Genomic DNA, 25,647 nt, shown 5'->3' with positions numbered 1-25,647 from the left:
ATTATTCCTATATGAAATAGGATTAAAGCAATGGGGGAGTAAAGATAATATTTTAATGCATATTCTCTGGTCAGAATCGGATTTAACAAAGACATAAAAAAATCCCCGAAGGTCTTCGGGGATTTTTTTAAGCTATATATGTGCTATAATTATTTTCGACCCACCTTCACAGAATGCCAGAACGTTCCAGCCTTATCTGTGAACACCAATTGATAAATTCCCACACTCACTTCAGTCATGTCAAGTTCTGCATGCCATCTACCCTTGTAATGTGGGATTTCGGCCTGCCTAATAATCCGTCCATCCATGGTAACGAGTACCATTTGCAGATCATCAATCTGCCTGTAAACGGTGTAATCAAGTGCCAACAGGCCATCCGTCGGATTCGGGTAGAAATTAACATCCTTCACATAAGGCTTGAGCGTATAAAGTATTTCAGTTTGCTCCACTTCGATTCCAAGCTCTGTAACCAAAGCATTTACCTCAAATACCTGATTCTCCTTATCCCCTCCAATTTCAAAAACTACTTCTGAATTAGGATTCATTGGAACGCCCGGGAATTCAATATTGATCAGGTATTTTCCATCGGCCACTCCCTCGAAGTTGAAATATCCCTCATCATCCGTTTCAACATAGTAAGCAATTTCCGCCTCCACACTATCCTGAACACCCTGTGTCGGGCGTCCTTGCGATTTAAACCTACGCATCGAACACGCGGCTTTCCTCACCTTTCTTCTGGCATTGACACGACCGTTCTCCTCATCCACCGGATCGTCAAAGTCTGATTCTATCGTTCCAGATATCATCGCACCCGTTGCAACAGGAAGCTCAGGTTTAATACTGATCAGATCAATGTCCACACCCTCAGTTGCAGCAAACAATTGAAGTGAGTCCGCCTCGGCATAGGTCTTTTGGCTAACATAATAAGTCTGAAGTACCTCCTTATATTGCTCCAATGCCCTGTTTGGCCTTGCCAATACCAGGAAGGTTCCAAGTACCACATTAGGAATCGAATAATGTCCATTCATATCCACTGTGGCAGAATTCTCCTGTTGGAATGGGCCTTGTGGCGTTTTCCTCCAAATCACCACCTCGGCATCCGTCACCGCATCTGTGCTATCCACAGTCAGGTTACCCTGAAAGTCGGTGTAGGCCATGATGTTTTGGTTACGGCTTTCTAAGCTGATACCAGGTGCAAGAGGGTGCGTCACCTTCAGGCGGTAAGTACCCTGCTTCGCATAGTCAATGCTAAAGATATCATACGCTCTTTCGTTCGGAGCCCCTTCAATTAGCACAACATCATTGTTATAAGGTTCACCCGGAATTAGCGGACCAAAATACCATTCATAAATGGTCTGGTCATCACCCAGCTCCCGGAATCTTAAAGTAGTATCTGTACTTGCTTGAATGGTATCATATACCGTAAACCCGAAACGCTTTTGTTGACTAAAATCTTTACCGGCGATATTGAAATTCGGAACGATGTCCGTAAACACCAGCCTGTTTCCGGAAGCATCCAATTGTGTTAATCCGGTTGCCAGGGTCATATCCGGAAGTGACCTTATATTGTTATTTTCCAAGTTCACTGCTGTCAGGCTCACCAAATCTCCGAAAGATTCACCAATGTATCCGTCCAAATTATTGGCTGCTAGCTCCACCTTGGTCACCCTCAGGTTTTCAACAGTTACTCCGAACCAGTCACTGGTAACTGTGGCTGCTCCCCAACCTGAACTGTTGGTCCAGCCCGCTCCATTCGTGGAATCATACAAGTTCATCAAAGCCACTCGGTCCCGCTCAAGGGAAGATACCTTTACAAATAATTCGTAAGTAGTAAGCGTGTCCCCCTGGAATGCAGGATTAGCAACCTTCGCATAGTAATAGCCCTCATCGGCAAAGCTGGTAATCAACCGATCGATAGTCGGGCCGGTCTCCCCGGTTGACGTGCCTGTATTGGATGATTTTTCTCGTTTAAACCAGGTATAAGTGTTCCCTGTACCACCAACTGCTCTACTCAACGTGTAGGTAATTTCAGCACTTTGCTCCAGTAACGTATCCGCCAATACCCCAACACGCTTTTGCGGGAATAGCGTTGTTACATCGAGCTGAGGCAAAACTTCCAGAACACCAAAGTCCAAATGATTGTTAGCCACATTCAAGGTGGTCAAAACGGTATACCTGGCCATATCCGGCATGGCTTTCAGCTCATTGGAAGAAACATCCAGGGTTTCAAGCACCTCCAATCCGGAAGCTATGGTTGGGAAAGTTCCCTGAAGGTTGAAACCGGATAGGTTAACTCCAGTAATACGCGTGCCTGATAACGTCACTCCCGTCCAGTTCTTCAACTTGTTCGTTTTCCAATTGACCCGTTTCGTCCAGTCAATACCCTTGGTACGATTATAAACCTGCCACAGGGCTAACGAGTCTAAAGCCGTATTGGGATCTGTAAGCGTAGTAACGGCTACGGTATTAGAATTTTGAGAAATGAAGCCATCCAACCCTAACGCTCTCACTCGGTAGTAATGCGTCGTAGTATAATCCAGTCCCGTTAACGCAAAACTTGTATCACTCACCGTTTGAGAAGTGGTGATTAGGTTGGTGAATGAGGCATCCAGTGCCACATCAATCTGATATTGTGACACCCCTGCTCTTGGGAACCAGGTAGCCGTAAAAGTCGTGAATCCAAGGTTGATGGCCTGCGAAGCCAATGGCGCTCCAGGCTGAATGATAATACTGTCGCTGTCAATCAAAGTCAGGGTGCTTACATTCCCAGCCAAATCACGCGCAGCAGCTTCCACCTTGTATGAGCCAACAGCCAGGGAAGGAATCACATTATCTGATATATTCCATGAATTACCAGCCACGGTAGCAGAATAATCCACTCCCAACAATCCAATTGACACCGAATCCACCGGCTCATTGGTGGTACCACTCAATGGAGGGGTATCATCTGTGGTCACCAGTGTATTCAAGGAAACAACCGGATCAGTAACGTCTATGACCAATTCATCTACAGTTTGATCCGAGGAAGTATTTCCGTATGGATCCACTGCTGTAACCTGAACATCATAAGTTCCTTCGCTCAATGCTGTAGGGCTTACTTGAACGCTCCATATTCCTGCTGATGGGATTGGAGAGTAGCCAACTCCAGCAATGGTTACAACCAATGAGTCAGTATTCAAATCATCAATAGTACCTGTTATGATCGGAGTTGTATTATTCGTAAGCAAAAGATCGACAGTCACCACCGGTGCAGTAAGATCAACGGTGATACTACCGACAATTGTCGTGTCATTGCCCAGGGCATCAGCGGCCAGAATGTCTATATTCAAAGCTACATCGGAGACAAAGCCTGAATGTGTATTCAGATCAAAGGTCCAGGAACCCAGCCCATCGTTTTCTGCAGCTAAATAACCACTACTATTGACCTGAACCTGAATGGTAGCAGTCGGATCATCTACCGTGCCCCCAATCACTGTGTTTCCTGTGGTTTGCCCATCCTGAGCAAAAGTCACCACCGGTGGTGTAACATCCGCTGAAACACCGGTGAAAACCGCACCCGGATTCACCGTACCATCCACTACCTGGTTAGGGTCATTGACACCAATATTCATCTCTCCTGATGGTGCTAGCACTGCGAAGGTAAATCCTTCGGTTGCCGTAGAAGCAATATCGGCAGAAACATAGAGGTAAACCGTTGAACCATCCAGGTAAGTGCTACTAAAATAATACCCAATACTGCCATCCGGAATATTCGAATCCCCAGTAACAAAACCCGAACTACCAAGTAATGTGGCTCCAGCAAAATCATCCACCCCTACCGATTCATAGAAATTGAACTGTGTAAAGTCTGTTTCTAAATGCGAAGTTGCAGGATCCGGTGTCAGGAAGAAACCAATCATGGTCACATCACCTCCAGCCACGTTGAGTTCTATTTCATAGATCAGGTTGTTAGTTGATCCGATGATCATGTCTCCACCAACCAGATCCACGGAATTCATTGTCACAATGGCTGGCTCTGGTAGTGTAGTGAAGGCCTGAAATTCAATATTAGAAGGTCCCGACTCATTGTTGGCTACTACATAGAGAAAATAATCAGTAGCAGGTATCAGAGCAGGGCCACTGAACTCCGGATCACCCACCCAGAAGGTAGTACTATCAGTAATCCCCGTATAGACGCCTGAATTATAAGCTCCATTTCCATCACCATCCAAACCACTAATAATCTGTTCCGGGGTCGGAAAGGTTGGTGATTCAGAAATCACATAATAAACATCCGAAACCTGATCCACCTTCGCTGAAAATTCTACGGTAGTATGAGAACCTCCGACGATAGCAACACCCGTAAGATTAGCTACCGGAGGAATATTCAACACCCAATCGGTCAGTGGATCCATATTCACGAGCATGGCATCATATCCTTTTCCGGTTTCATCATTTACGCCATTGCTACCCGGGCCATTATTGAACGTATAAAATAATTCCAGCCCAAGCTCCTGAGGATTGACCCCAAACCTGCCTGACATTATTTCCTCCTGTGTGCGTGCCACAGACCAGATTCTGAAGTCATCAAGAATCAATCCGCCGGTTGAGCCATTACCGATCAACAGATCTCCCGAAGGACCAAAATTTTGGAACACATTACTTATCAGAGTCAGCGAGTCTCCATCGAGGTAGACCACGCCATCATTAGACGCATTGCTCACAATTGCCAAATGGTGCCAGGCTGAATCGTTGGGGTTCGCACCCGTAGCCACCAGACTACCTCCTGCGTCACCAGAAGCCTGAACATCGAAGCCCGTATGTCCTAATAATTTAATTTCATTAGTTGAAGGTGCAGCGCCGACAAAATTCACCAGGTTGAAGTGCTCAAGATTCGCAGGAATCATGCTTGAGTTAAAAAGAAATTCCACGGTCCAGGTAGACCTGGCCCATAATGGATTACCGGGAATTGCCAAATGTTCCAGTCCTCCTTCAAATTGAAGGGCATAGTTTGGCTGAGCCACCGGTGGATCATAAGGCGTATTGATAAGCAGGTAATTGATGGGATTTGTCGTCAACAAAAGTGTGTCTCTGGCAAAACCTTCCAAATCCGTCGCTTCGATAGTAGTTTGACCCGCATTATTCACATAGACTATCCGACCAAAATAATTGTCAAACTCGACATCCCGTATCCCTACTCCAAGGCCGGATTTCAACACCTCTACAGAAGAGCCGTCCGTAAAGGCCCGTCTGATTTCACCACTGTTATTGGTCCAGTATATCCTGCCATCATTTGGATCAAAGGTTAGACCTGTAATGACCGTACCTCCCGATGAGGCCGCACCAATAACCACCTGCACGGTATTGCTAATATCTGCCAGATTGGCCCTATAAATAATGCCTGCTGTGCCTGATTCTGACCAGTAGATAAATTCATTGTTGATTTCCAGATCAGAAGGATTCTCTGTGAAAACTGTATGCAGATTCTGCTGAAGACCCGTAATATCGATCTCCCGGATACCTCCCAGAGCAGGATCGACTACATAAATAAGTTGCGCAATGGTATCTATGGCCAGTCCTCCATACTGCGTATCAATTGTCCCCAAATTATGGAATAAGGTCAATCCGGAACCATCCTGACTTACCTGCATAATTTTATCCCCTGAGGTTGATCCATCAATAAAATAAATCTGGTCCTGAGTTCTCCAATAATCCAGACCGTAATCACCGATCCCCGGATCAGAAGATGCGAAAGGTGTTTCTCCTCCGCCTTCAAGATTCATAAAGAATACACTATTGGCACCTGATGTGGTAAAATAAATACCTCCCGGACTTTGAGGCGGCTGAACATTATCAATGTTGATTATGGGTCCATCAGTCAGACCGTCTCCAATGAAGTTCACATTACCGAATCCAAAATGCTCTGAATTAGGTGTCAGAATATTAAAGGCATCCCCAATAAAGGCATCAGGACTAATATTAGCTGTTACATAATAGTACACTATCTGATCAGCAGAATAAGAGCGATTAAAAAATAGTCCCACCGTATCCTGACCGAACGGAGTTCCAAAGGTAGGCGATCCTAACAGCTCAGCTCCGGCAAAATCATCAACACCCACACTCTGGTAAAAATTGAAATTCAGGAAGTCTGATGGGTCATAAGGGCCTCCAACTCTTAAAAAGAAGCCTTCTATATCCGCAGGACCATTCACAATTTGGGCTTCCATCTTATAGACCAAAACATCAGATGTTCCGGGAGGAACTGTCTGATCCTCGATGAAGTGTGTGTTCATGTAGATATCGGTGAGCGGCCCTTCACCACCAGATACCGGCGCACCAGGCTGGATATAAAAGGGATAATTGCCAATTCCCATAGGATCAAGGAAGGCTGTCAGACCACCTAAAAAGTCATAAGCCTCAGTACCGCCGCCTTCATTGAAATTGAAATAGTGTATCAATCCCGGAGCACCGCCATTAAGCTCCTGAAACATATCATTGTTAATATCTGCCTGAGTTCTGATATGATCCCACATTCTGACTTCGTCCAAATACCCTCTTGTGTATTTCGTCAAGGCCGTATTGGCCATAAAGTATAGACTCTGTGCTGTCAGACTAATACCTGTTGGCGCTGCAATGATCAACTCCTGATTTCCGTCCACATATAAGATCGCATCACCGGTCAAATTATCATAGGACATGGCAATGTGGTGCCAGTTGAAATCATTGATGAATGTAGTGGTTGCCGTATCGGATGTAATTCCATTAAATGAAGCGTATAAATATCCCTGACTCGACAGACCCATTTCGAAAGTGAAACTTTCCGGCATGGTTGAGATAATCCCTGATCCTCCCGGATCTATGGTTTCGTCCAGAATTACCCAGGCCTCCAGGGTAAATGTTCCCGCATAATTTATTGGGTCCGTTTCTGCATAATCATCTACACCGTCAAAATCCAGGGCATAGCCAACAGGCCCACCTCCTCCAATAAAACCATCCGTTTTGAATTCATCGATCAATCCGGGAGAGTCCCCGGAGAAATCCGTAACAATTTGTATCGGCCCATAATATTCCGTGCCATAGGTCGAGAATACATCAATGTATAATTCCTGGTAAACCGTGTCCGTTTTAGCAATTAATCCACCCCCTAAATCAACATTAAACGTGGCTCCGCCATCATCAGACCCAAGCACACTAAATACAAATCCATCAGCATTTAGCACATCAACGCGGTACTGTAAGGAGATATAGCTAACGGCATCAAAATGTGGTGTGGTCAAATGATTTCCAGCACCACTTTGCAATAGCACAGCTCCCGGTTCCAGATTAAATCCTTTGTCTGGATCACTTATCCAGCTCGCATTTTGGAAAGTCCAATCAGCAGGAATTCCGCTTGAGAAAGATTCATAGTAATTTATCGGAGGGGGATAAGTGAGGATCGGCCCTGCTACCCAATTACTGACATCCATATTGTAAAGTGTCCCAAAATAGCCTGACTCAGCATAGTCATACGCCTGGGAACTTCCCGGACCATCTTCAAAGTTGAAGTAGGATAAAAGGTTTGGTTCATTGCCATATAAGAACTCTCCATACCGTGCTGCAATATCAGCATCACTCAAAACAGCACCCCATACGCGCACTTCGTCAATCAGCTGGACGGAATACTGAGCAGAAGTCGTACGGGCTCCAATGGTATAGGCACTGTTTAAAGAGCCTGAAAACAAGGCAAAAGTCTGTTCTTCAATGAAAGTACCATTTTGATAGAATCGCACCGCATCATTGGCCTGATCATAAGATACCGCCACATGCGTCCAGGTATCTATCGGGATAGAGGCCGTACTAGAAATACCTCCAACACCGACATTGGTTACGGACAATACGCCGCCGTTGACATAAAATCCCCAACCCCCATTATTCTCTGAGGAAAGTATATAAGAAGTAGCTGAACTTGGGTTCACCCAGGCCTCGATCGTTAACTGCGGCTGCTCGTAGTAATCTCCAATACCATCTATGGTCACATATTCATTGACGCCATCAAACTGCAAGGCGTAATTTCCCGGTCCTCCGCCGCTAATGAATCCGTCGGTTTGAAAGTCGTCAATGATACCGGGAGAATCCCCAGATCCGTCCGTAACAATTTTTATCGGACCATAATAATCAGTACCATAAGTTGCTATGACATCCACATAGAATTCCTCATAAACCGTATCAATTTTTGGTACGCTAATTCCTCCTCCCAAATCAACATTAAAGGTGGCTCCACCATCGTCAGATCCCAGTACGCTAAACACAAAGCCATCGGCAATATTTACATCTACACGATGCTGGAAGGATATAAAGGTCACAGCCTCGAAATGAGGGGTCGTCAGGTGATTGCCTACTCCACTTTCCAGACGTACTGCACCAGGTTCTTGGTTAAATCCTTTATTTGGATCCCCGATCCAGGTGGCATTTTGGAAAGTCCAATCCGCAGGAATTCCATCGGCAAATGGTTCATAGTAAACTCCGGGACCTCCTGAATTTACAGCAAAGTAGTACTCCCCGGAGCTACATCCGGTAACTAAATCCTGAACCACCAGCGTATAATCGCCTGCTGCGAGACCGGAAATGATACTAACCCCAGAAGTATACGGTACTGCCGTACCAAAACCCTCATACCAGAAATAATCATAATTACCACTGCCTCCTCCAGCAGCACTGGATGCATCAATGCTTCCATCAAAAGCACCCGGACTGCTTTCAGCCGATACAAAAACAAAGGCTTCGTCTACGAAGGGTGGGTTAGATAGCTCATCTACAAAAATATCCGCTAAGTCATCAAAGCAACCATTATCGTCATTATAGGCTCGAATGGTATACAAGCCTCCAATCAGATTAGTAAAAGTGTAGCCCGTCGTACCATCCTGACCTCCTGGAGAAATCGCAATTAAGCTAAGTAAATCGTCATATAATTCGTAGGTATAACCACTAACCGGCTCAGTCAGCGTGCTGCTTTGAACATAAATCTGTCCATTTGGATTGGCACAATCGGTATTATCAGAAATTGTTGGAGTAATATTAATAGGATCGCATGCTCCTCCCGAATTCACGGTAAAGTAGTATTCCCCGGAACTACATCCGGTTACCAAATCCTGGACTACCAACGTATAATCGCTAGCAGTGAGTCCACTCAAAACACCTGACGGGTCATTGGTAATAAATACATCAATGCCAATACCTTCGTACCAGTAGAAATCATAATTACCGCTTCCCCCGCCAGCTGCGGTCGAAGCGTCAATACTTCCATCAAAGAATCCCGGACTGCTCTCATCTGTTATGAAAACAAAGCCTTCATCTACAAATGGAGGATTGGAAAGATCGTCAACAAAGGCGGACGTATTATCTAAACAGCTGTTATCGCCATTAATCACCTCAACCGTATAATTCCCAGGTGCCAAGCCTGTGAAAGTAAATCCGATAGCGCCATCAATACCCGGGCCTGAACTCGCCATAAAGTTGAAAAACTGATCATATAGATCATAGGTATAGCCACTGATCGGCTCTGACAACGTGCTACTTTGCACATAGATTTGTCCATCAGGTAAAGCACAACTAGTGTTCTCAGTGGCAGAAGTTGTAATGGTAATTGGGTCGCAACCCGCTGCGGCATTTACGGTGAAATAATATTCTGCCGAGCTACATCCGCTAACCAAATCCTGGACTACCAATGTATAATCGTTGGCAGTGAGTCCACTCAGAATACCTGAAGGTTCATTCGTAATAAACACATCAATTCCAAATCCTTCATACCAGTAGTAATCATACGTGCCACTACCTCCTCCAACCGCCGTCGAAGCATCGATACTTCCATCAAAGAATCCAGGGCTACTCTCATCCGTAATGAAAACAAAGGCTTCATCTACAAATGGAGGATTGGAAAGATCGTCAACAAAAATGTCCACCAATTCATCAAAACAGGCATTATCGTCGTTATAAGCTCGAATAGTGTAAAGGCCTCCCGGTAGATTAGCAAACGTATAGCCGACAGCACCATCCTGACCAGCTGAAGAAGTATCAATAAGGTTCAGTAAATCATCATACAACTCATAGGTATAACCATTAGTCGGTTCAACGAGTGTACTACTTTGAACATAGATTTGTCCATCAGGTACAGTACAACCTGTATTATCTGTAACACTTGGAGAAATAGTAATGGGATCGCAACCTGCAGGATCTACAGTAAAAATTCCATCACTCTGATCTGCAATCAACGCGGTGGTATTAGCCACTTCAATAATTCCTTCCCCAGTGACATCAAAAGAGGTAGGAGTCCAGCTGAAAGAGTTGGTAGGAAAAGTTTCAAAAGTGCCGTCATTAATAATGTTGAAAGTAGCACCTCCATCAGTACTCAATCGAATCTCGATGAAATCTGTACCCGGAAAACCTGAATAGCTCCAGGTTATTTCATATGGAAGGCCTTCTGTAAGTAATTCTCCTCCATTAGGCTGGACAACTACAATACTTGGTGAACTCAACGTCACACCACCGCTGTAGAAGCCTTCATTTAATGCAACATCCGTGGCCCTTATATCCACATCGTAGAAATTATCTCCTGAAAAATTTATGTCCCCCGATAAATCATAAGACCATGTGGTTCCATTATTAGTGGCAGGTGAATAGGTGGCTCCTAAATCTAATGATACATCTATGATCGCGGCTGGATCATCAATAGTCCCTGTTATAATTGGATCACCCACTGTCAGACCATCCTGATCAAAAGTTATCACAGGAGCTACCTGATCCAATTCCATGGTGCCAGTATAAACACCCACCTGCAATACGTCATCCATCGCACGGATATCTACAGTATAACTGCCCGATCCCGAAAACGTCGGGTCAGTTGAAATATCATAATCCCAGGTACCATCACCAGGATTTCCTGCCGGGCTCCAGGTAGCACCTCCGTCCAAAGACACTTCGATGACCGCAAACACATCATCAATCGTACCTGTGATCAATGAATTATTAGTTGTTGTTAAGTCCTGATCAAAAGTAAGTATCGGGATATCGACATCTGCTCCCGCCAATACCGGCGCGTTAGCACTCCAGGTCACGTTATTAAAAAGTGATCCGGTAAATCCATTGCTACTTAAATCACTGGTGGTTGTTCCGGAACCCTCAGAATAATCATAATAAACCAATAGGTCAGGCTGAAAACCACTCAAGGACTGGTCTTTTAAAAAGGCTACCTCAGAGGCGGTGAGTGCCCTGTTCCAAAAACGGGTCTCAGCAATAAGACCATCCCAAATTCTTGTGCTTGTATTTTGATAGGCAAATCCCAGTACCACATCCGGAAAACTTAACGGAAATGAGGCCACTGCATCATTGAATACCTGCACTCCATCCAGATAACCAATTAATGATCCGGTGCCGGTATCCCAGGTGAATGCCAGGTGCATCCAGGATCCTGTGATTGAATCCGGGGCAAGGTAGAAATGATGAAGAGATTGACTATTGTCATCAACAACGAGATACAAATCACCGGCCGCCGTGGTTTCAATTCTGAAACCTGAAGCAATGTTAGAGGCATCAGTATCCATCAATCCATGGTTGTCATCATGGTCGTCGATCCACGCCCAGGTCTCAAATGTACCCTGTGTTGGAGTGGTGCCGAGGTTTCCCACCCCTACATAATCATCGATCCCATCAAATTGTAATGAGTTTTGAGCAGCTACTGTTGAACTGCTAAGTATGAATGCTGCCAATAGGCCAAGGGCTAGCATTCTGACCTGAAAAAAGCTTGTCATTATGGTTATAGTCGGTAATTAGGGTTCTAATATAAATCTTTGGTTAATCAGATAAAATACGCATTAGACGGTATTAGGACATCTTAACACACAATTAAATCCTATTTGCGAAAAATGAGAAAGTAATTTCGATGAATCACCCCTTTTTCGGGTTGAGCATAATTGAGCCATCAGTTTTAATGGTAATAATACCCGTTCGCAAGAATCTCCTGACTTATTCCTAACTTGTGTAGTTGGTTCTTCCTTGCTTGCTTCAGAAATTATTCGTTATTTTATATTTATTATTGAAAAAATTTAATTCCGCCATGGTACGAATAGCCAGTTTAATCAGTGGTTTCATTCTCATCTGCACCCTTACTCCTTCCCTTGCCCAATACAAGTTTGAGAGTAAGAAAGCCGAAAAGCTCTATTACAAGCTAGAGGGTTATTATGATAACTATGAATATGACAAAATCCTCAAAAATGAGGAGAGCATTCAGTCTTTCTATCTGGACAGGAAGGACACCCTTGCCGCATTAATGAATTCCTTTCTTGGAGAGTCTTACCTCTATTGGTACAATGACATGCAGACGGCCTTGTCCTATTTCCAACAGGAATATGATCTGCGAAAGGAGCTTGGAAGTAATGACATCAGCACGGTCATCTTTAATCTGGGATATATCAAGGACGAGCTGGGGAGATACAACGAGACGGAAGAACTCTACCTTGAACTATTGAAAATCGAAGAGGCCAAGTACGGAAAAGAAAGTGAAGAATATTATACCTCCGCTTTTACCCTCGCAGAGCACTACATGTTCGTAGAGCAAACACAAAAAGGACTGGACCTGTGCAAAGAGCTTAAGAAATCTGTAAAAAAGAACAGCCTGAATGAGGCCATGATCCTCAAGACCATGGGTGACCTCTATACCCTGGAGGGCAACTATTCCAGAGCTGAAAAAAACCTGTCCAACGCCCTTGAGATTTTGGATGACGCAGGGCTTTATGCCTCTATAGAATATGTCAGCACGCTGTCCAGCCTTGCAGGGCTTTACAATGAAACGGGTAAGGTTCCTCAGGCCGAAGAAGTTTTCCTTCAGGCCAAGGACATCCTCAGCAAAATGCAGGGTGATCAGACCGAATACCTGATGATCCTTGATGGAAATCTGGCACTCAACTATACTGACCTTGGAAACTATGATGAGGCGGAAAAGATCTTTCTGAAAAACCTGGAGTTGGACGTTGAATTCTACGGTGACAATTCTTACCCATTTGCCATTGATGCCGGAAACCTGGCCGACAATTACCGATATGCCGGAAAACTCTCCAAAGCAGAAGAATATTACAATAAGGCGGGTGAGGCTTATAAGTCGATCGTGGGAGAAGAAAGTGTTGAGTACGGCAGAATTCTTCAGAACCTTTCCTATGTCAACAACAAAAAAGGTGATGATATCACGGCTATCGAACTAGGACTCAAAGCCGTAAAAACATTCGAAAAGGTAGGAGCCAATGCTTCTCAACAGGCCTTTGCCAACTACTATCTGGGTGAGGCCTATTTTACGAGTGGGGACCTTGACAATGCGGAAAAATATCATGTGCAAGCACTGGAACTTCGCCGTAAGGCCCTCGGAAAATCGCATCCGGACTATGCGCTCAGTACGACCAAAATGGCAATCCTCAACTGGAAAAAGAAGGATTACAAAACCGCATTAAGCTACTACAAGGAGACCTTTGATAACTACTTCAACCAGATCAACCTGGTTTTCCCGATTCTTAGCGAAGAGGAAAAAACCAAATTTTATTATAACAAACTGAAGCCTGCATTTGAACAGTACAACTCATTCATCATTGAGACCAGTTCTGAGGATAATGAGCTGATCGGTGAGATGTATGACAATCAACTGGCGACAAAAGGCATCATCCTTTCTGCTTCTCAAAAAGTAAGAGAAACCATCATGAACAGTGGTGATTCTACCTTGATGGAGCGGTACGATCAGTGGATAGATACCAAAGAAAAGTTAACTAAGCTATTTAGCGCCAGCAATATGCCGGTGGCTGCCAGAAACAAAAAGATTGACTCCCTTACAAACCTCAGCAACATAATAGAAAAAGAGCTGAGTAAATCCAGCGCAGCATTTGCCTCGACTTATGCGAATACCAAAACCAGCTGGAAAGATATTCAGGAAGCCCTGTTACCAGGCGAAGCGGCTATTGAGATCATAAGATTCCGGGACTTCTCTACAGATTCCGCTGGTGTATTTACTGATGAAGTCTACTATGCTGCATTGATCCTGACCCCGGAAACTACCGCCTTCCCGGAAATGGTGATCATGAGAAACGGGAAGAAAATGGAGACACGTTTCTTATCCAACTATCGAAATGCCATCAAGTACAAGGTGAACGAGGATTATAGTTACCGGCTTTTCTGGAGACCGATCGCAAACAAAATACCTAATATCAAGAAAGTTTACCTTTCTCCGGATGGAGTGTATAATCAGATCAGCATCTATACCCTCAGAAACCCGGCCACAGGCAACTTTCTTATTGATGAAGTAGAGCTCCACATTGTGACCAATAGCAAGGACCTCATCGCCGCCAATACCTCTTCGGGTAAAGCTGGCAAATCCTACCTTTTTGGTTACCCGAACTACAACATGGGCATCATTGATGATCAATCCGGTGAGGAAAAAGATAAGTCTGCTGAATCTGCCGTAAAAGCGGCATCCGAAGGAAGAGGTATCAGCCGAGGTGGCAGGGGAGTTGAATCTCAACCCGGTGGATTATCACGGGGTGGATCTATCCCAAGAGGTCTTCGTGGTAATATGCTCCGGTATATGCGCTCCAACCAATTGCTGGCACTGCTACCTGGTACCAAGAAAGAAGTTGGCCTCATAGATAGTCTGTATATATCACAATCGGCAGATGTAATGACCCTGCTTAGCAATGATGCTTTGGAGGATAGTATCAAAACCATCCGTAATCCGAAGACGCTTCACATTGCTACACACGGATTTTTCCTGGAGCATGATGAGGAAGATATTCATGCGGATGAATATGTTGCAAACCCTCTGCTGAGGTCCGGACTTATACTGGCCGGAGCCAATAGTTTCATCGCTCGGGGAAAAATTTCTGAAACGGAGAGTTTTGAAGATGATGGAATTCTTACGGCTTATGAAGCTATGAACCTAAATTTAGATGGAACTGAGCTGGTAGTTCTATCAGCCTGCGAAACAGGCCTTGGTGAAATCAAAAATGGTGAAGGCGTTTATGGACTTCAAAGAGCTTTTAGAGTAGCCGGTGCGGAAACCATGATCATGTCCATGTGGACGGTGGATGATGATGCGACACAAGAACTAATGACAACCTTCTATCAGGAGTGGTTAAGCGGTAAGGATAAGCAAACCGCATTTAACATTGCTCAAAAACGCATCAAAGACAAATGGAAGGCGCCTTACTACTGGGGAGCCTTTGTCATGGTAGGAGAATAAAAAAAGTGCTATTTTTAGATAGAAAAGGGTTCCATTTGAACCCTTTTTTGTTGCTGATAAAATGAAATATAGAATCCCCAGGGCCAGCACGGGACTTGAAAAGTCTCTTTTTGAAATCATCTGCCTGATCATTGTATTGATTATGCTGCATGGTATGATTCAAGGCTTTTGGCTGTATGGAATCTCCACCATGGTGCTCGTTGAGGCAGCCGCTATTGTAATCTTTGGCACTTTCTTTTTTCTATCCAGATATAAGGGTCTGTTCAATCATCTGAGAATTCCACTGATGGCACTTTGCCTTTTGGTATTGATCTATTTTTGGATCTCCTTATCCGGGATTTATGGCCCTTCGGGCATTGGAGCCGTGGCTGTTGGCATTATTTGTATCATCTTCTTACCCCCACGTTTTCGCAACTTTTTCCTAGTCCTGATTATGTCCATTTTGGTCGGTCTGGTAATCATACAGCTGAAAACAGATTGGATAGTACAGGCTCCACAATCCAATGAGACCTTACCCTATGATTACCTCGTAGTACTTTTTGGGACGTTTCTAATGGTAAACTATCTCAAAATGGAATTTGATAAAGAGCGCAAAAGAGCCCGGTCCCAAAATTCCGAACTTGAGCAGCTCAACTTTTCCTTCCGCCAAAACATCAAGGAAAAAGAGCGTATCATTAAAAACCTGACCCGAACACAAAATCAATTGATAGAGTCGGAGAAAATGGCCTCTTTAGGTCACTTTACTGCGGGTATTGCACATGAAATCAATAATCCCCTGAATTTCGTAGGTGGTAGCATTCAGCCGATCAAAAACAACATCGATGCTTTAAAGAATCAAATTAACGGATCTCAATTGGAATCAGTCAAGGAAGAACTCGTTGAACTGAACATGTTATTAGACAATGTTGAAAGAGGAACTAAACATATTGAGGACATTTTATCTAACCTCATTAAAATCACTCCAAAAAATGATCCTTCGGAAAGCTCCACTGATTTTAACCTTCAAGAGGTAGTGCTGGATACTTACTATCTGGTAAAGCATGCAAGCTCACATATCAGTTTTGATCTACAGGCCGAACAACCAATCAATTATCATGGACTACCCCTTGAGTTCAACCAGTGTTTACTTAACCTGCTCAGAAACAGTATAGATGCAGTTGAAGAGGTGTCCAACCCAAGCATCAATGTTCAATTATTCCAAAAGGAGGATAAAATAAAGATTAAGGTTCAGGACAATGGAATTGGAGTACCGAAAAAAATTCAAAATAAAATATTTGATCCGTTTTTCACCACTAAGGCACCGGGAAAAGGCACAGGCGTTGGATTGTATATCGTTTATACTATCGTCAAAAAATATGGCGGGACCATCGAAGTTGAAAGTAAGGAAGCGGCCGGTACTACCATCGAAATTTCTCTTCCTGTGATTTAATTCACGGCCAAAATTTCCCATTTCATTTCACTACCACATCTACTACCTTTACCTCCATGAGCGAACAAAAAAAATTGTTTTTACTTGATGCAATGGCACTCATTTATCGAGCCCATTTTGCGTTTAGCAAAAACCCAAGAATCACCTCCAAAGGAATGAATACCGGGGCGGTTTTGGGCTTTACCAACTCTGTACTTGAGATATTAACAAAAGAAAAGCCCTCACATATCGGTGTGGCCTTTGACACCCATGCTCCCACCTTCCGCCATGAAGAATACAGCGAATACAAAGCCAACAGAGAAGCTCAACCAGAGGAAATTGCAGTAGCCATTCCTTATTGCAAGAAAATACTGGAAGGACTACAAATACCGGTACTTGAACTCGACGGCTTTGAGGCAGATGACCTCATCGGAACATTGGCTAAAAAGGCTGCCAGACAAGGATATGATGTCTACATGATGACCCCTGATAAGGATTATGCTCAACTGGTGGAGGACCATATTTTTCTCTATAAACCAGCCTATCTGGGGAATGCGGTGGATGTTCTGGGCATACCGGAAGTCCTCAACAAATTTGATATCGATCGGGTAGAACAGGTTATCGACATCCTTGGGCTCAAGGGTGATGCCGTTGACAACATCCCGGGGGTTCCGGGGGTGGGCGATAAAACCGCTTCGAAGCTTCTAAAAGAATTTGGGTCCGTAGAAAACATCGTTGCAAATGCCGACCAACTCAAAGGAGCACTCCAGAAAAAAATTCAGGAGTTTGGCGAGCAAGGGATTTTCTCCAAAAAACTGGCGACCATCAACATCGAATCTCCAATAGAACTGGATGAAGCACTACTCGAAAAAAAGGACCCTATCAAGGAAAAGCTGGTTCCGCTATTTGAGGAACTGGAGTTTAGAACCATTGCAAAAAGAGTATTCGTAGAAGAAGTGGCCGGACCAGCCTCCTCCAGTCCCCAGCTGGGCTTATTTGGAACGGAGGCTCCGGATACCTCTGATGATCTTAGCTCCAAGGGAAAATTCGATGCCTCCAGGGCGAGTTATCACCTTGTAAAAACAAAATCAGAAAGAGCCGACCTCATTAAAAAGCTGGAAGCCCAAAAGGAGGTTTGTTTTGATACCGAGACCAATAGCCTTAATACCCGTGAAGCCAAACTGGCTGGTATTGCTTTTAGCATCAAAAAGGGCGAAGCTTATTATGTGGTGATTCCCGAGGATGACAAAGAAGCTCATGCCGTAGCCTCAGAGTTTAAAGGCCTACTCGAAAATCCGGACATTTTGAAGATAGGTCAAAACCTTAAATACGATATCCAGGTGCTTCGCAACTACAATATTCAGGTCAAGGGTAAGATTTTCGATACCATGCTTGCTCATTACCTGATCGATCCGGAAACACCGCATGGAATGGACGTACTGGCGGAAAACTACCTCGATTATAAACCGATCAAGTTTCAGGAGCTCGTCGGTACGGGGAAAAAGCAAAAATCCATTCGGGATGTCGATGAAGAAGAAGTTAAAAACTACGCCTGTGAAGATGCGGACATTACGCTCCAGCTAAAGGAAAAAATGGAGCCGGAAATAAAGGAATTCCATTTGGGGAAGTTGCTTCACGAGGTAGAAGAACCCTTGTCTTTTGTACTTGCCGACATGGAATATGAGGGGGTTAAAATTGATGAAAAGGCCCTGGCCTCCATGTCAAAAGAACTGGATGAAGAAAGTCGAAAGGCACAGTCCCAAATTTTCGAAATAGCAGGTCAGGAATTCAATATCGCCTCACCAAAGCAACTCGGGGAGATCCTCTTTGACAAGCTCAAAGTGATGGAAAAACCCAAAAAGACCAAAACTGGCCAGTATGCCACTGGTGAGGATATTCTGTCGAAGCTGGCCAATGAACATGAAATTGCCTCCCGAATTCTGGAATTCCGGGAATATCAAAAACTTAAATCCACCTATGTTGACGCACTACCAAAACTGGTAAGCAAAGTAGACGGTAAACTGCATACAGACTATCGACAAACCATCGCGGCAACAGGAAGACTAAGCTCCAACAATCCTAACCTGCAGAACATCCCTATTCGAACGGCCAAAGGTCGCGAGATCAGAAAGGCATTTATTCCAAAAGCGGAGGATTATCTTATTTTATCAGCGGATTACTCACAAATTGAATTGCGCATCATGGCTGCATTTTCCGAAGATGAGGGTATGACCACTGCCTTCAAAGAAGGACTTGACATCCATACGAATACCGCCAGCAAGGTTTTCAAAGTGCCAGTGGAAGAAGTAGACTCCAATATGCGTAGGAAGGCCAAGGAGGTCAACTTTGGAATTATCTACGGTATTTCGGCTTTTGGTTTGAGTCAAAACCTGAACATTCCGAGAGGTGAGGCAGCCGAGATCATTGAATCTTATTTCGAGCAATTTCCCAAAGTGAAGGAATACATGGACAGTACCATAGCTAAGGCGAAAGAGCAGGAATACGTGGAAACAATCCTGGGACGAAGACGATATCTGAGAGAAATCAACTCCAGGAATTTTACGCAGCGCGGATTTGCAGAACGAAATGCCATCAATGCACCCATTCAGGGAAGTGCCGCAGATATGATAAAAGTGGCGATGATCAAGATCCATGACTGGATGAAGAAGGAAAAGCTTCAATCCAGAATGATCATGCAGGTACATGATGAATTGGTCTTCGATGCTCATAAAGATGAGTTGGAGACATTACAAAAAAATGTAGATCATTTTATGAAAACAGCCTTGGAGCTCTCCGTACCAATGGAAATTGGGATAGGTCATGGAGCCAATTGGTTAGAAGCTCACTGATCCCCAGTAACCCAAAATGGATAAAATACCCGGATTAACCGAAATCAAGCGAGCGCATACACGCATCTCAAAATACATAGAAGAAACACCTGTTTTGTTTTCCAATTCCATCAATGAAATGGTTGGAGCAAAGGTGTTTTTCAAATGCGAGAATTTTCAAAGAGGTGGCAGCTTCAAAATGCGCGGTGCCACGAACATGATTATGGGGTTCACCCCAGAGGAGAGGAGAAATGGTTTTGCTACTCACTCTTCAGGAAACCATGCACAAGCTGTGGCTTTGGCTGCAAGTCTTACCGGTAGCAAGGCATACGTGGTCATGCCCAAAGATTCCTCACGTGTCAAAATTGATGCTGTGAAAGAATACGGAGCCGAAATTACCTTCTGTGAGCCCACAGAGCAGGCCCGAAAAAAGGCCTGTGATGAAATAATTGAAAAGACCGGGGCTGTTTTTGTTCCTCCTTTTGATGATTACAGGATCATTGCCGGGCAAGCAACCGCAGCCAAGGAGCTCATTGAAGAGGTCCATGAGCTTGATTATGTTATATCCCCGGTAGGAGGTGGTGGACTGGCCGCCGGAACGGCCATTAGTGCCAGCTGTCTGGACCCGACAATTAAAGTGCTCCTGGGAGAACCGAAAAATGCGGATGATACTTTTCAGTCTTTGAAAGCCGGAAAAATTAAAGGTGTTAAAAACCCGAACACCATTGCGGACGGTTTGAAAACCACCATCGGACAAAAAAACTTTGAGATCATTCAGAACTATGTGGAGGAAGTGATTACCGTAGAGGAAGAGGAGATCATTTCAGCAATGAAGCTGATCTGGGAAAGAATGAAAATCATAATTGAACCCTCGTGTGCTGTGGCCTTTGCAGCAGTACTCAAAGTGAAGGAGAGGTTTGCGGGAAAACGTGTTGGTGTAATCCTGACCGGTGGCAATGTCGACGTGACTAACCTGCCTTTTAAATAATCTGCCTTGAGAAGGATCTTCATTCTGGTCAATCCTGTTTCAGGTAAAAAAAAGTCAACCCATGTGCTCCAAAAGCTTGTCAGTGTTCTGAAGGGGCACAAGCTAGAGCATGAGATATTCTATACGGAAAGGGATAAGAACGGTACGGTTATTCTGGAGCAGCACTTCAATGAAAATTTTACAGATCTGATCATCCTGGGCGGAGACGGTACACTGAATGAAGCAGTCAATGGCCTGAAATATGACACTCCAATAAGCATTATTCCGACAGGATCTGGCAATGATTATGTAAAATGCCTAAACCTTGGTCAATCACTGGAAGATCAGATTGAGACCGCACTTTTCGGACAGGTTATGCGTGTTGACCTGGGGCTTTGTAATGGAAGGAAATTCCTCAATGGTGTTGGGGTGGGGTTTGATGGCCAAATCGTAGCTGACATGGTTCGTGAAAAAACCATGATCAAGGGGCCTGCTAAATATTATTATCACGTCCTGAAAATTTTGGCCTCTTATGCTCCTAAATCATTTTCATTTACCGATGACCATGGTACGCATAAAAAGAAACTCATTCTTCTATGTATTGCCAAAGGGACCACTTTTGGAGGCTCGTTCAAATTAAACCCTGAAGCCAAACTAGCCGATGGTTTTTTGCACGTTTGTGAAGTCGGAGAGCTCCATCCGATAAAACGTTTTTTGAGTATTCCGGCATTATCCAAGGGAAAACACGGGAGATTAAAAGAAGTGAGGTTCTTTAAGACAAACTCTCTGATTATTGAAAATCAAACGGAACTCAATGCCCATATTGACGGAGAATATTTTGGCAATCCCCCATTCAAATTTTCTGTCATGGAAAAGGCACTACAGGTCAGGGTAAAAGCTTAAATCCTTTTTTTTCGATAGCCGACAAGGTAAGCAACTACCGCAAGCACAATAAGAACAATGGAGATGAACTGAGCATGGGAAAGCCAGCCATCAAATAAAAATCCCCTGGCGATATCACCACGAAACTCTTCAATTATTGCTCGAACCGCAGCGTAAAGGACGACATAGACAAAAATGAGTCTGCCTTCCAGTCTCTGATATCGTTTTAGCATCAGTAGTAGCACCAAAATGGCAGATATCGAGAATAATTCATAAAGTTGTGTAGGGTGCAAAGCTACATGAAGTGGTTCGGCTTGTGATTTCGGATTATGGTAAGTCACTCCTAAAAAACTCTCCGTGGGTATTCCATAGCAACAACCTGCAAGAAAACAGCCCATTCGCCCAAAGCCATGTATAATACAGGCGACAATAGCGATTCGATCCATCATACGCCAGACGGGTAACTTTTCCCTGATAAAAAACCAGGCTACGACTGGAATGGCAAATAACAAAGAGCCGTAAAACACAAAGCCATTTCGAAAGCTCTTTTTCAACACCTCAAAAGACGAAAAATAATAAGAAGGGTCCTCCAGATAAAAGAAAAGCTTTCCACCAATAAAAGCCGAAACAACGATCAGAATAACCAACAGCTGCACCTTTTCAGGAGCCATCGAAAATTCCCTTTTACCCACATTACTCAAATAAAAATACCCGGTCGCCGCTCCTAGCATAATCATAAAACCGTAGGAGTAGACTGTCAGATCACCAATGGTAAAAAGCTCCGGATACATATCTCCTATTTAAATGGGTTCTCGGATTGCGACTCACTACTATCAAAGACACGGATAGCCACCACATCAGCCTGGGCAGTTTGAATACCATCAGAAAACACCCGACACTCCATCACCGTTTTGCGTCCCTTAACCTCTATAACCTTTGCCCTCAATTCAATGGTGATGTCATTCGGAGTGGGTTGCAGATACTTTACCGTCAAGGTCCCGGTGGCGTACCTATAAACTGGTTTTGAATCCATGTCACGCTCCTCTAAGCGATAGGCATGAGCAATGGCTGTACCCATGCAATGACAATCAACGAGCGTAGCCAAAATACCTCCATTGAGCAAATTGGCCCATCCATGATACTTCTCTTCCGAATCCCATCTACAGACACTCTCTTCTCCTTCCCAGTAACTTTTGATCTGTAATCCGTCATGGTTTTTTCCACAACCAAAACAGACATTTTCCGGCATATGGTCCTGAAAGTAGTCTTTGTTTCCCATATTTTCGTTATTGTTTAGACAACGCCACAATCTACCCAATAATTACACAAAAATGATTCAAGTATTAGATCTCAACTATCTCGACATTGATCAGGCAATCGCAAGTTTTTTGGTCGAATCATCTGAAGGCCCTATTCTCATTGAAACAGGTCCCCACTCCACATTTGAGTCCCTTAAGAAAGGTCTGATGCAATTTGGCTATACACCAAGGGATGTCAAACATGTGTTACTCACACATATTCATTTTGATCATGCAGGTGCCGCATGGGCATTGGCCGAGACTGGTGCCAATATTTATGTACACCCGTTCGGATTACCTCATATGGAAGACCCTACCAAACTTTATGAGTCGGCTAAACGCATCTATCAGGATGATATGGAGCGACTGTGGGGAGCCATGAACAAAATCCCTCGAAACCAGCTTTTCGCTCCGGAGGATAAAGCTGAATTAACAATTGGAGGCAAAACCTTTATTGCACATTACACTCCCGGTCATGCGAAGCATCATATTGCCTGGCAGCTTGATGATTCTATTTTCTCTGGAGACGTGGCTGGGGTAAAAATTGGCGCCGGTCCTGTAGTAGCTCCTTGTCCACCTCCGGATATCGATCTTGAAATTTGGAATATGTCCATTGATCACCTACTCAGCATTGCTGCTGACAACCTTTATCTCACGCATTTCGGTGTCATCAAAAATAAGGTAGCACACCTTGACAACCTTCGAAAAATGATGCAGGATTGGGCCGGTTGGGTTAAAGAAAAATGGAGCTCAGGCTTGGAGATGGATGAAATGGTATCTCAATTTAAGGATTATACTGTTAATCAACTCAAAGAGCATGGAGTAGATAGTCATGGTCTTGAACAATATGAGGCAGCCAACCCAAGCTGGATGAGTGTTTCAGGATTGGTGAGGTACTGGAAAAAACAAAATTCGTGAGAACCCTGCAGTATTTGCTAGGGCGTTGGACTGACCAAAATGAAAAAACACTTGCAATGTGCAAGTGTTTCTAATATTGTTTGTCGCCGGCGGTAGGGGTCTCGTTGGAACGAGGTCGGTAAAAAAAGGCGCGATAATCAAGAGGGAGGACACGCCCCCCTCTCTCAACCAGCGATCGGATATTTAAAATACCCAATACAAAAATAGATTTATTAATTACACGCCGCCGAAACAATCGATGAACTGGTCAAATCCTTAGATAAAAATTCGAAAACCTCCCTTTTAACCAAATTTTTCCGGCACAAATGTCTGATAATCCATCGGCGGCCGGACATAGGCCTTGTCCTCTGGAAGAGGAGGAAGGGTGATCTCATCATATTTCATTTTCTCATATGGCACCTGGCTGAGTATGTGATTAATGCAATTCAACCTGGCCTGCTTTTTATCCTCTGCATTAACTACATACCATGGGGAATGTTTGGTATCGGTATGAGCAAACATAACATCCTTAGCTCTGGAATATTCCAACCATTTAGCCCTTGACTCCAAATCCATTGGGCTGAACTTCCATCGCTTCATTGGGTTGGAAACTCTATTATTAAATCGTCGCTCCTGCTCCTCATCACTCACTGAAAACCAATATTTGAGTAGGGTAATTCCCGACCTGATCAGCATATTCTCAAATTCCGGACAGGACCTTAGGAATTCCTCATATTCTTGGTCCGTACAAAATCCCATCACCCGCTCTACACCGGCACGATTGTACCAGCTCCGATCAAAAAGCACCATTTCTCCCTTTGCAGGTAAATGGGGTACATACCTTTGAAAATACCATTGACCTTTTTCTTTCTCTGTAGGCACTCCGAGCGCCACCACTTTAACCACCCTGGGATTGAGCGGTTCGGTGATTCTTTTAATGACCCCTCCTTTTCCTGAGGCATCTCTGCCTTCGAAGATCACCACAACTTTAAGTCCCTGCTTCCGTATCCATTCCTGCAAATGCACCAGTTCTTCCTGAAGCGCTAATAGATGGTTTTCGTAATCTTTATTATTCATGGCTAAGTCAGTTTGAACCAATGTAATATCGATAACCCACAGTTGTTATTAGGAAGTCCCCATCAGAAAAAACTATGATTTTAGTCAGATACTGGCAGTCGTCATTATTAATCTGGTTCGGTGTATGCTAGTCCAACGAATAATAAAATTCAACATCCTGATCATGAACGTAGACAATCTCCTTGTTGTCTTCAATTTTATACCATTCGCCCACCTTTTTGATAGGCCGAATACGCCTGCCTGAACTTAGACTAAAAGCGATTTCAGCCATTTTTGAAGGCGCATAATAAGTTGCAATTCTTCGCTCACCCTTATTCACTATAGTTTTTTTCAACCAGGTATTAATTTCAATGGATAATGTATGGGTGACAGCAGTATCTTCCACGGATTTAAAATAAATAGTTGCAGTTTCCTGATTATCAAAATAATCCAAACCAAAATCCTCCAGGAGATCAACAGCTAACAGACCGTCATTTACACTTCGTAAGACCGATTTGGATGGTGATAATTCAGGCCAAACCACATATGCCCTTCCTTCATCACTATATTCCTCAAAAATGCTATTCCTTTTTACAAGCTCGATCGAATCCTTTTCTGAATCTGATATAAGACTCATTATCCCACCGAAGGCCAATGAACTAAACAATATCACCTTGGCTGCCTGCGGATTGGCCTCGTAGGTTTGACCCGTATCTTCATCATAGGTATCTGTACCCACTATCAAAGCAAGTAAAGCTCCTAACACGATAGTCACAACTCCGGAAATTCTGGTTTCACTATGATCAATATGTTTGGTGGTTATATGTTCTTCTGTAATTTCCTGCTCTATGACATTATTTACTTCTACAAATAATTCTGAAGAATGATCATTAGGAAGCTGGAAAACCCGCAGCAATTCACTTGTCTGAATAGTTTTATCTGATTCTGGAATTGCTCTTATCCGATGTGAATAATAAGTGGAGGAGCAGGAGCTCACAAAAAGACTAAGAGATATAGAAAGGGACAGACATCGATAAAGCGGGTTTAACTTCATTTGGCATACATAGAGGTAAGTGAAACATATA

Annotated in this window: 11 protein-coding genes; 6 read left to right on the top strand and 5 right to left on the bottom strand. The window is 43.9% G+C overall.

Annotated features, from left to right (window positions below):
- Nucleotides 1–149: 149 nt before the first annotated feature.
- Nucleotides 150–11,762 (bottom strand): LamG-like jellyroll fold domain-containing protein, encoded by an 11,613-nt coding sequence (locus tag NXR94_RS02560; protein ID WP_258103003.1) that lies wholly within the window; start codon nucleotides 11,760–11,762, stop codon nucleotides 150–152.
- Nucleotides 11,763–12,067: 305 nt separating this feature from the next.
- Here NXR94_RS02560 and NXR94_RS02555 point away from each other — a divergent pair, with 305 nt between their 5' ends.
- From NXR94_RS02555 to NXR94_RS02535, 5 genes are all read left to right on the top strand, one after another.
- Complete coding sequence (locus NXR94_RS02555; RefSeq protein WP_258103002.1) at nucleotides 12,068–15,226, top strand: CHAT domain-containing protein; 3,159 nt, start codon at nucleotides 12,068–12,070, stop codon at nucleotides 15,224–15,226.
- A 61-nt stretch (nucleotides 15,227–15,287) separates the two neighbouring features.
- On the top strand, nucleotides 15,288–16,655 hold the full coding sequence (locus NXR94_RS02550; protein ID WP_258103001.1) for a sensor histidine kinase: 1,368 nt from the start codon (nucleotides 15,288–15,290) through the stop codon (nucleotides 16,653–16,655).
- A gap of 56 nt (nucleotides 16,656–16,711) precedes the next feature.
- Nucleotides 16,712–19,483 carry a DNA polymerase I gene (gene polA / locus NXR94_RS02545; RefSeq protein WP_258103000.1) on the top strand — a complete coding sequence of 924 codons (2,772 nt, stop codon included), beginning with the start codon at nucleotides 16,712–16,714 and terminating at the stop codon, nucleotides 19,481–19,483.
- A gap of 16 nt (nucleotides 19,484–19,499) precedes the next feature.
- Entirely contained in the window at nucleotides 19,500–20,450 is a 951-nt protein-coding gene (locus NXR94_RS02540; protein WP_258102999.1) for a threonine/serine dehydratase, read from the top strand.
- A 6-nt stretch (nucleotides 20,451–20,456) separates the two neighbouring features.
- The gene (locus NXR94_RS02535) at nucleotides 20,457–21,332 is read left to right on the top strand and encodes a diacylglycerol kinase family protein (protein ID WP_258102998.1); all 876 of its coding nucleotides are present in this window, start codon (nucleotides 20,457–20,459) and stop codon (nucleotides 21,330–21,332) included.
- Here the strand turns inward: NXR94_RS02535 and NXR94_RS02530 are convergent.
- Both NXR94_RS02530 and NXR94_RS02525 read right to left on the bottom strand, forming a co-directional pair.
- The gene (locus NXR94_RS02530; RefSeq protein WP_258102997.1) at nucleotides 21,329–22,102 is read right to left on the bottom strand and encodes a prolipoprotein diacylglyceryl transferase; all 774 of its coding nucleotides are present in this window, start codon (nucleotides 22,100–22,102) and stop codon (nucleotides 21,329–21,331) included. The genes NXR94_RS02535 and NXR94_RS02530 overlap by 4 nt on opposite strands.
- Nucleotides 22,103–22,107: 5 nt before the next feature.
- Nucleotides 22,108–22,590 carry a PaaI family thioesterase gene (locus NXR94_RS02525; protein ID WP_258102996.1) on the bottom strand — a complete coding sequence of 161 codons (483 nt, stop codon included), beginning with the start codon at nucleotides 22,588–22,590 and terminating at the stop codon, nucleotides 22,108–22,110.
- A 52-nt stretch (nucleotides 22,591–22,642) separates the two neighbouring features.
- Here NXR94_RS02525 and NXR94_RS02520 point away from each other — a divergent pair, with 52 nt between their 5' ends.
- Complete coding sequence (locus NXR94_RS02520; RefSeq protein WP_258102995.1) at nucleotides 22,643–23,527, top strand: MBL fold metallo-hydrolase; 885 nt, start codon at nucleotides 22,643–22,645, stop codon at nucleotides 23,525–23,527.
- Between the two features lie 282 nt (nucleotides 23,528–23,809).
- Here the strand turns inward: NXR94_RS02520 and ppk2 are convergent, their stop codons facing one another.
- Complete coding sequence (gene ppk2, locus NXR94_RS02515; protein ID WP_258102994.1) at nucleotides 23,810–24,583, bottom strand: polyphosphate kinase 2; 774 nt, start codon at nucleotides 24,581–24,583, stop codon at nucleotides 23,810–23,812.
- Between the two features lie 127 nt (nucleotides 24,584–24,710).
- Nucleotides 24,711–25,616: a hypothetical protein gene (locus NXR94_RS02510; protein ID WP_258102993.1), complete on the bottom strand. Its 906-nt coding sequence runs from the start codon at nucleotides 25,614–25,616 to the stop codon at nucleotides 24,711–24,713.
- Nucleotides 25,617–25,647: the final 31 nt, after the last annotated feature.

Source organism: Marinoscillum sp. MHG1-6, from assembly GCF_024714475.1.
Lineage (GTDB): Bacteria > Bacteroidota > Bacteroidia > Cytophagales > Cyclobacteriaceae > JAMZMI01.
Note: the sequence above shows the minus strand (reverse complement) of the source record. Positions and strands in the feature narration are given on the sequence as shown.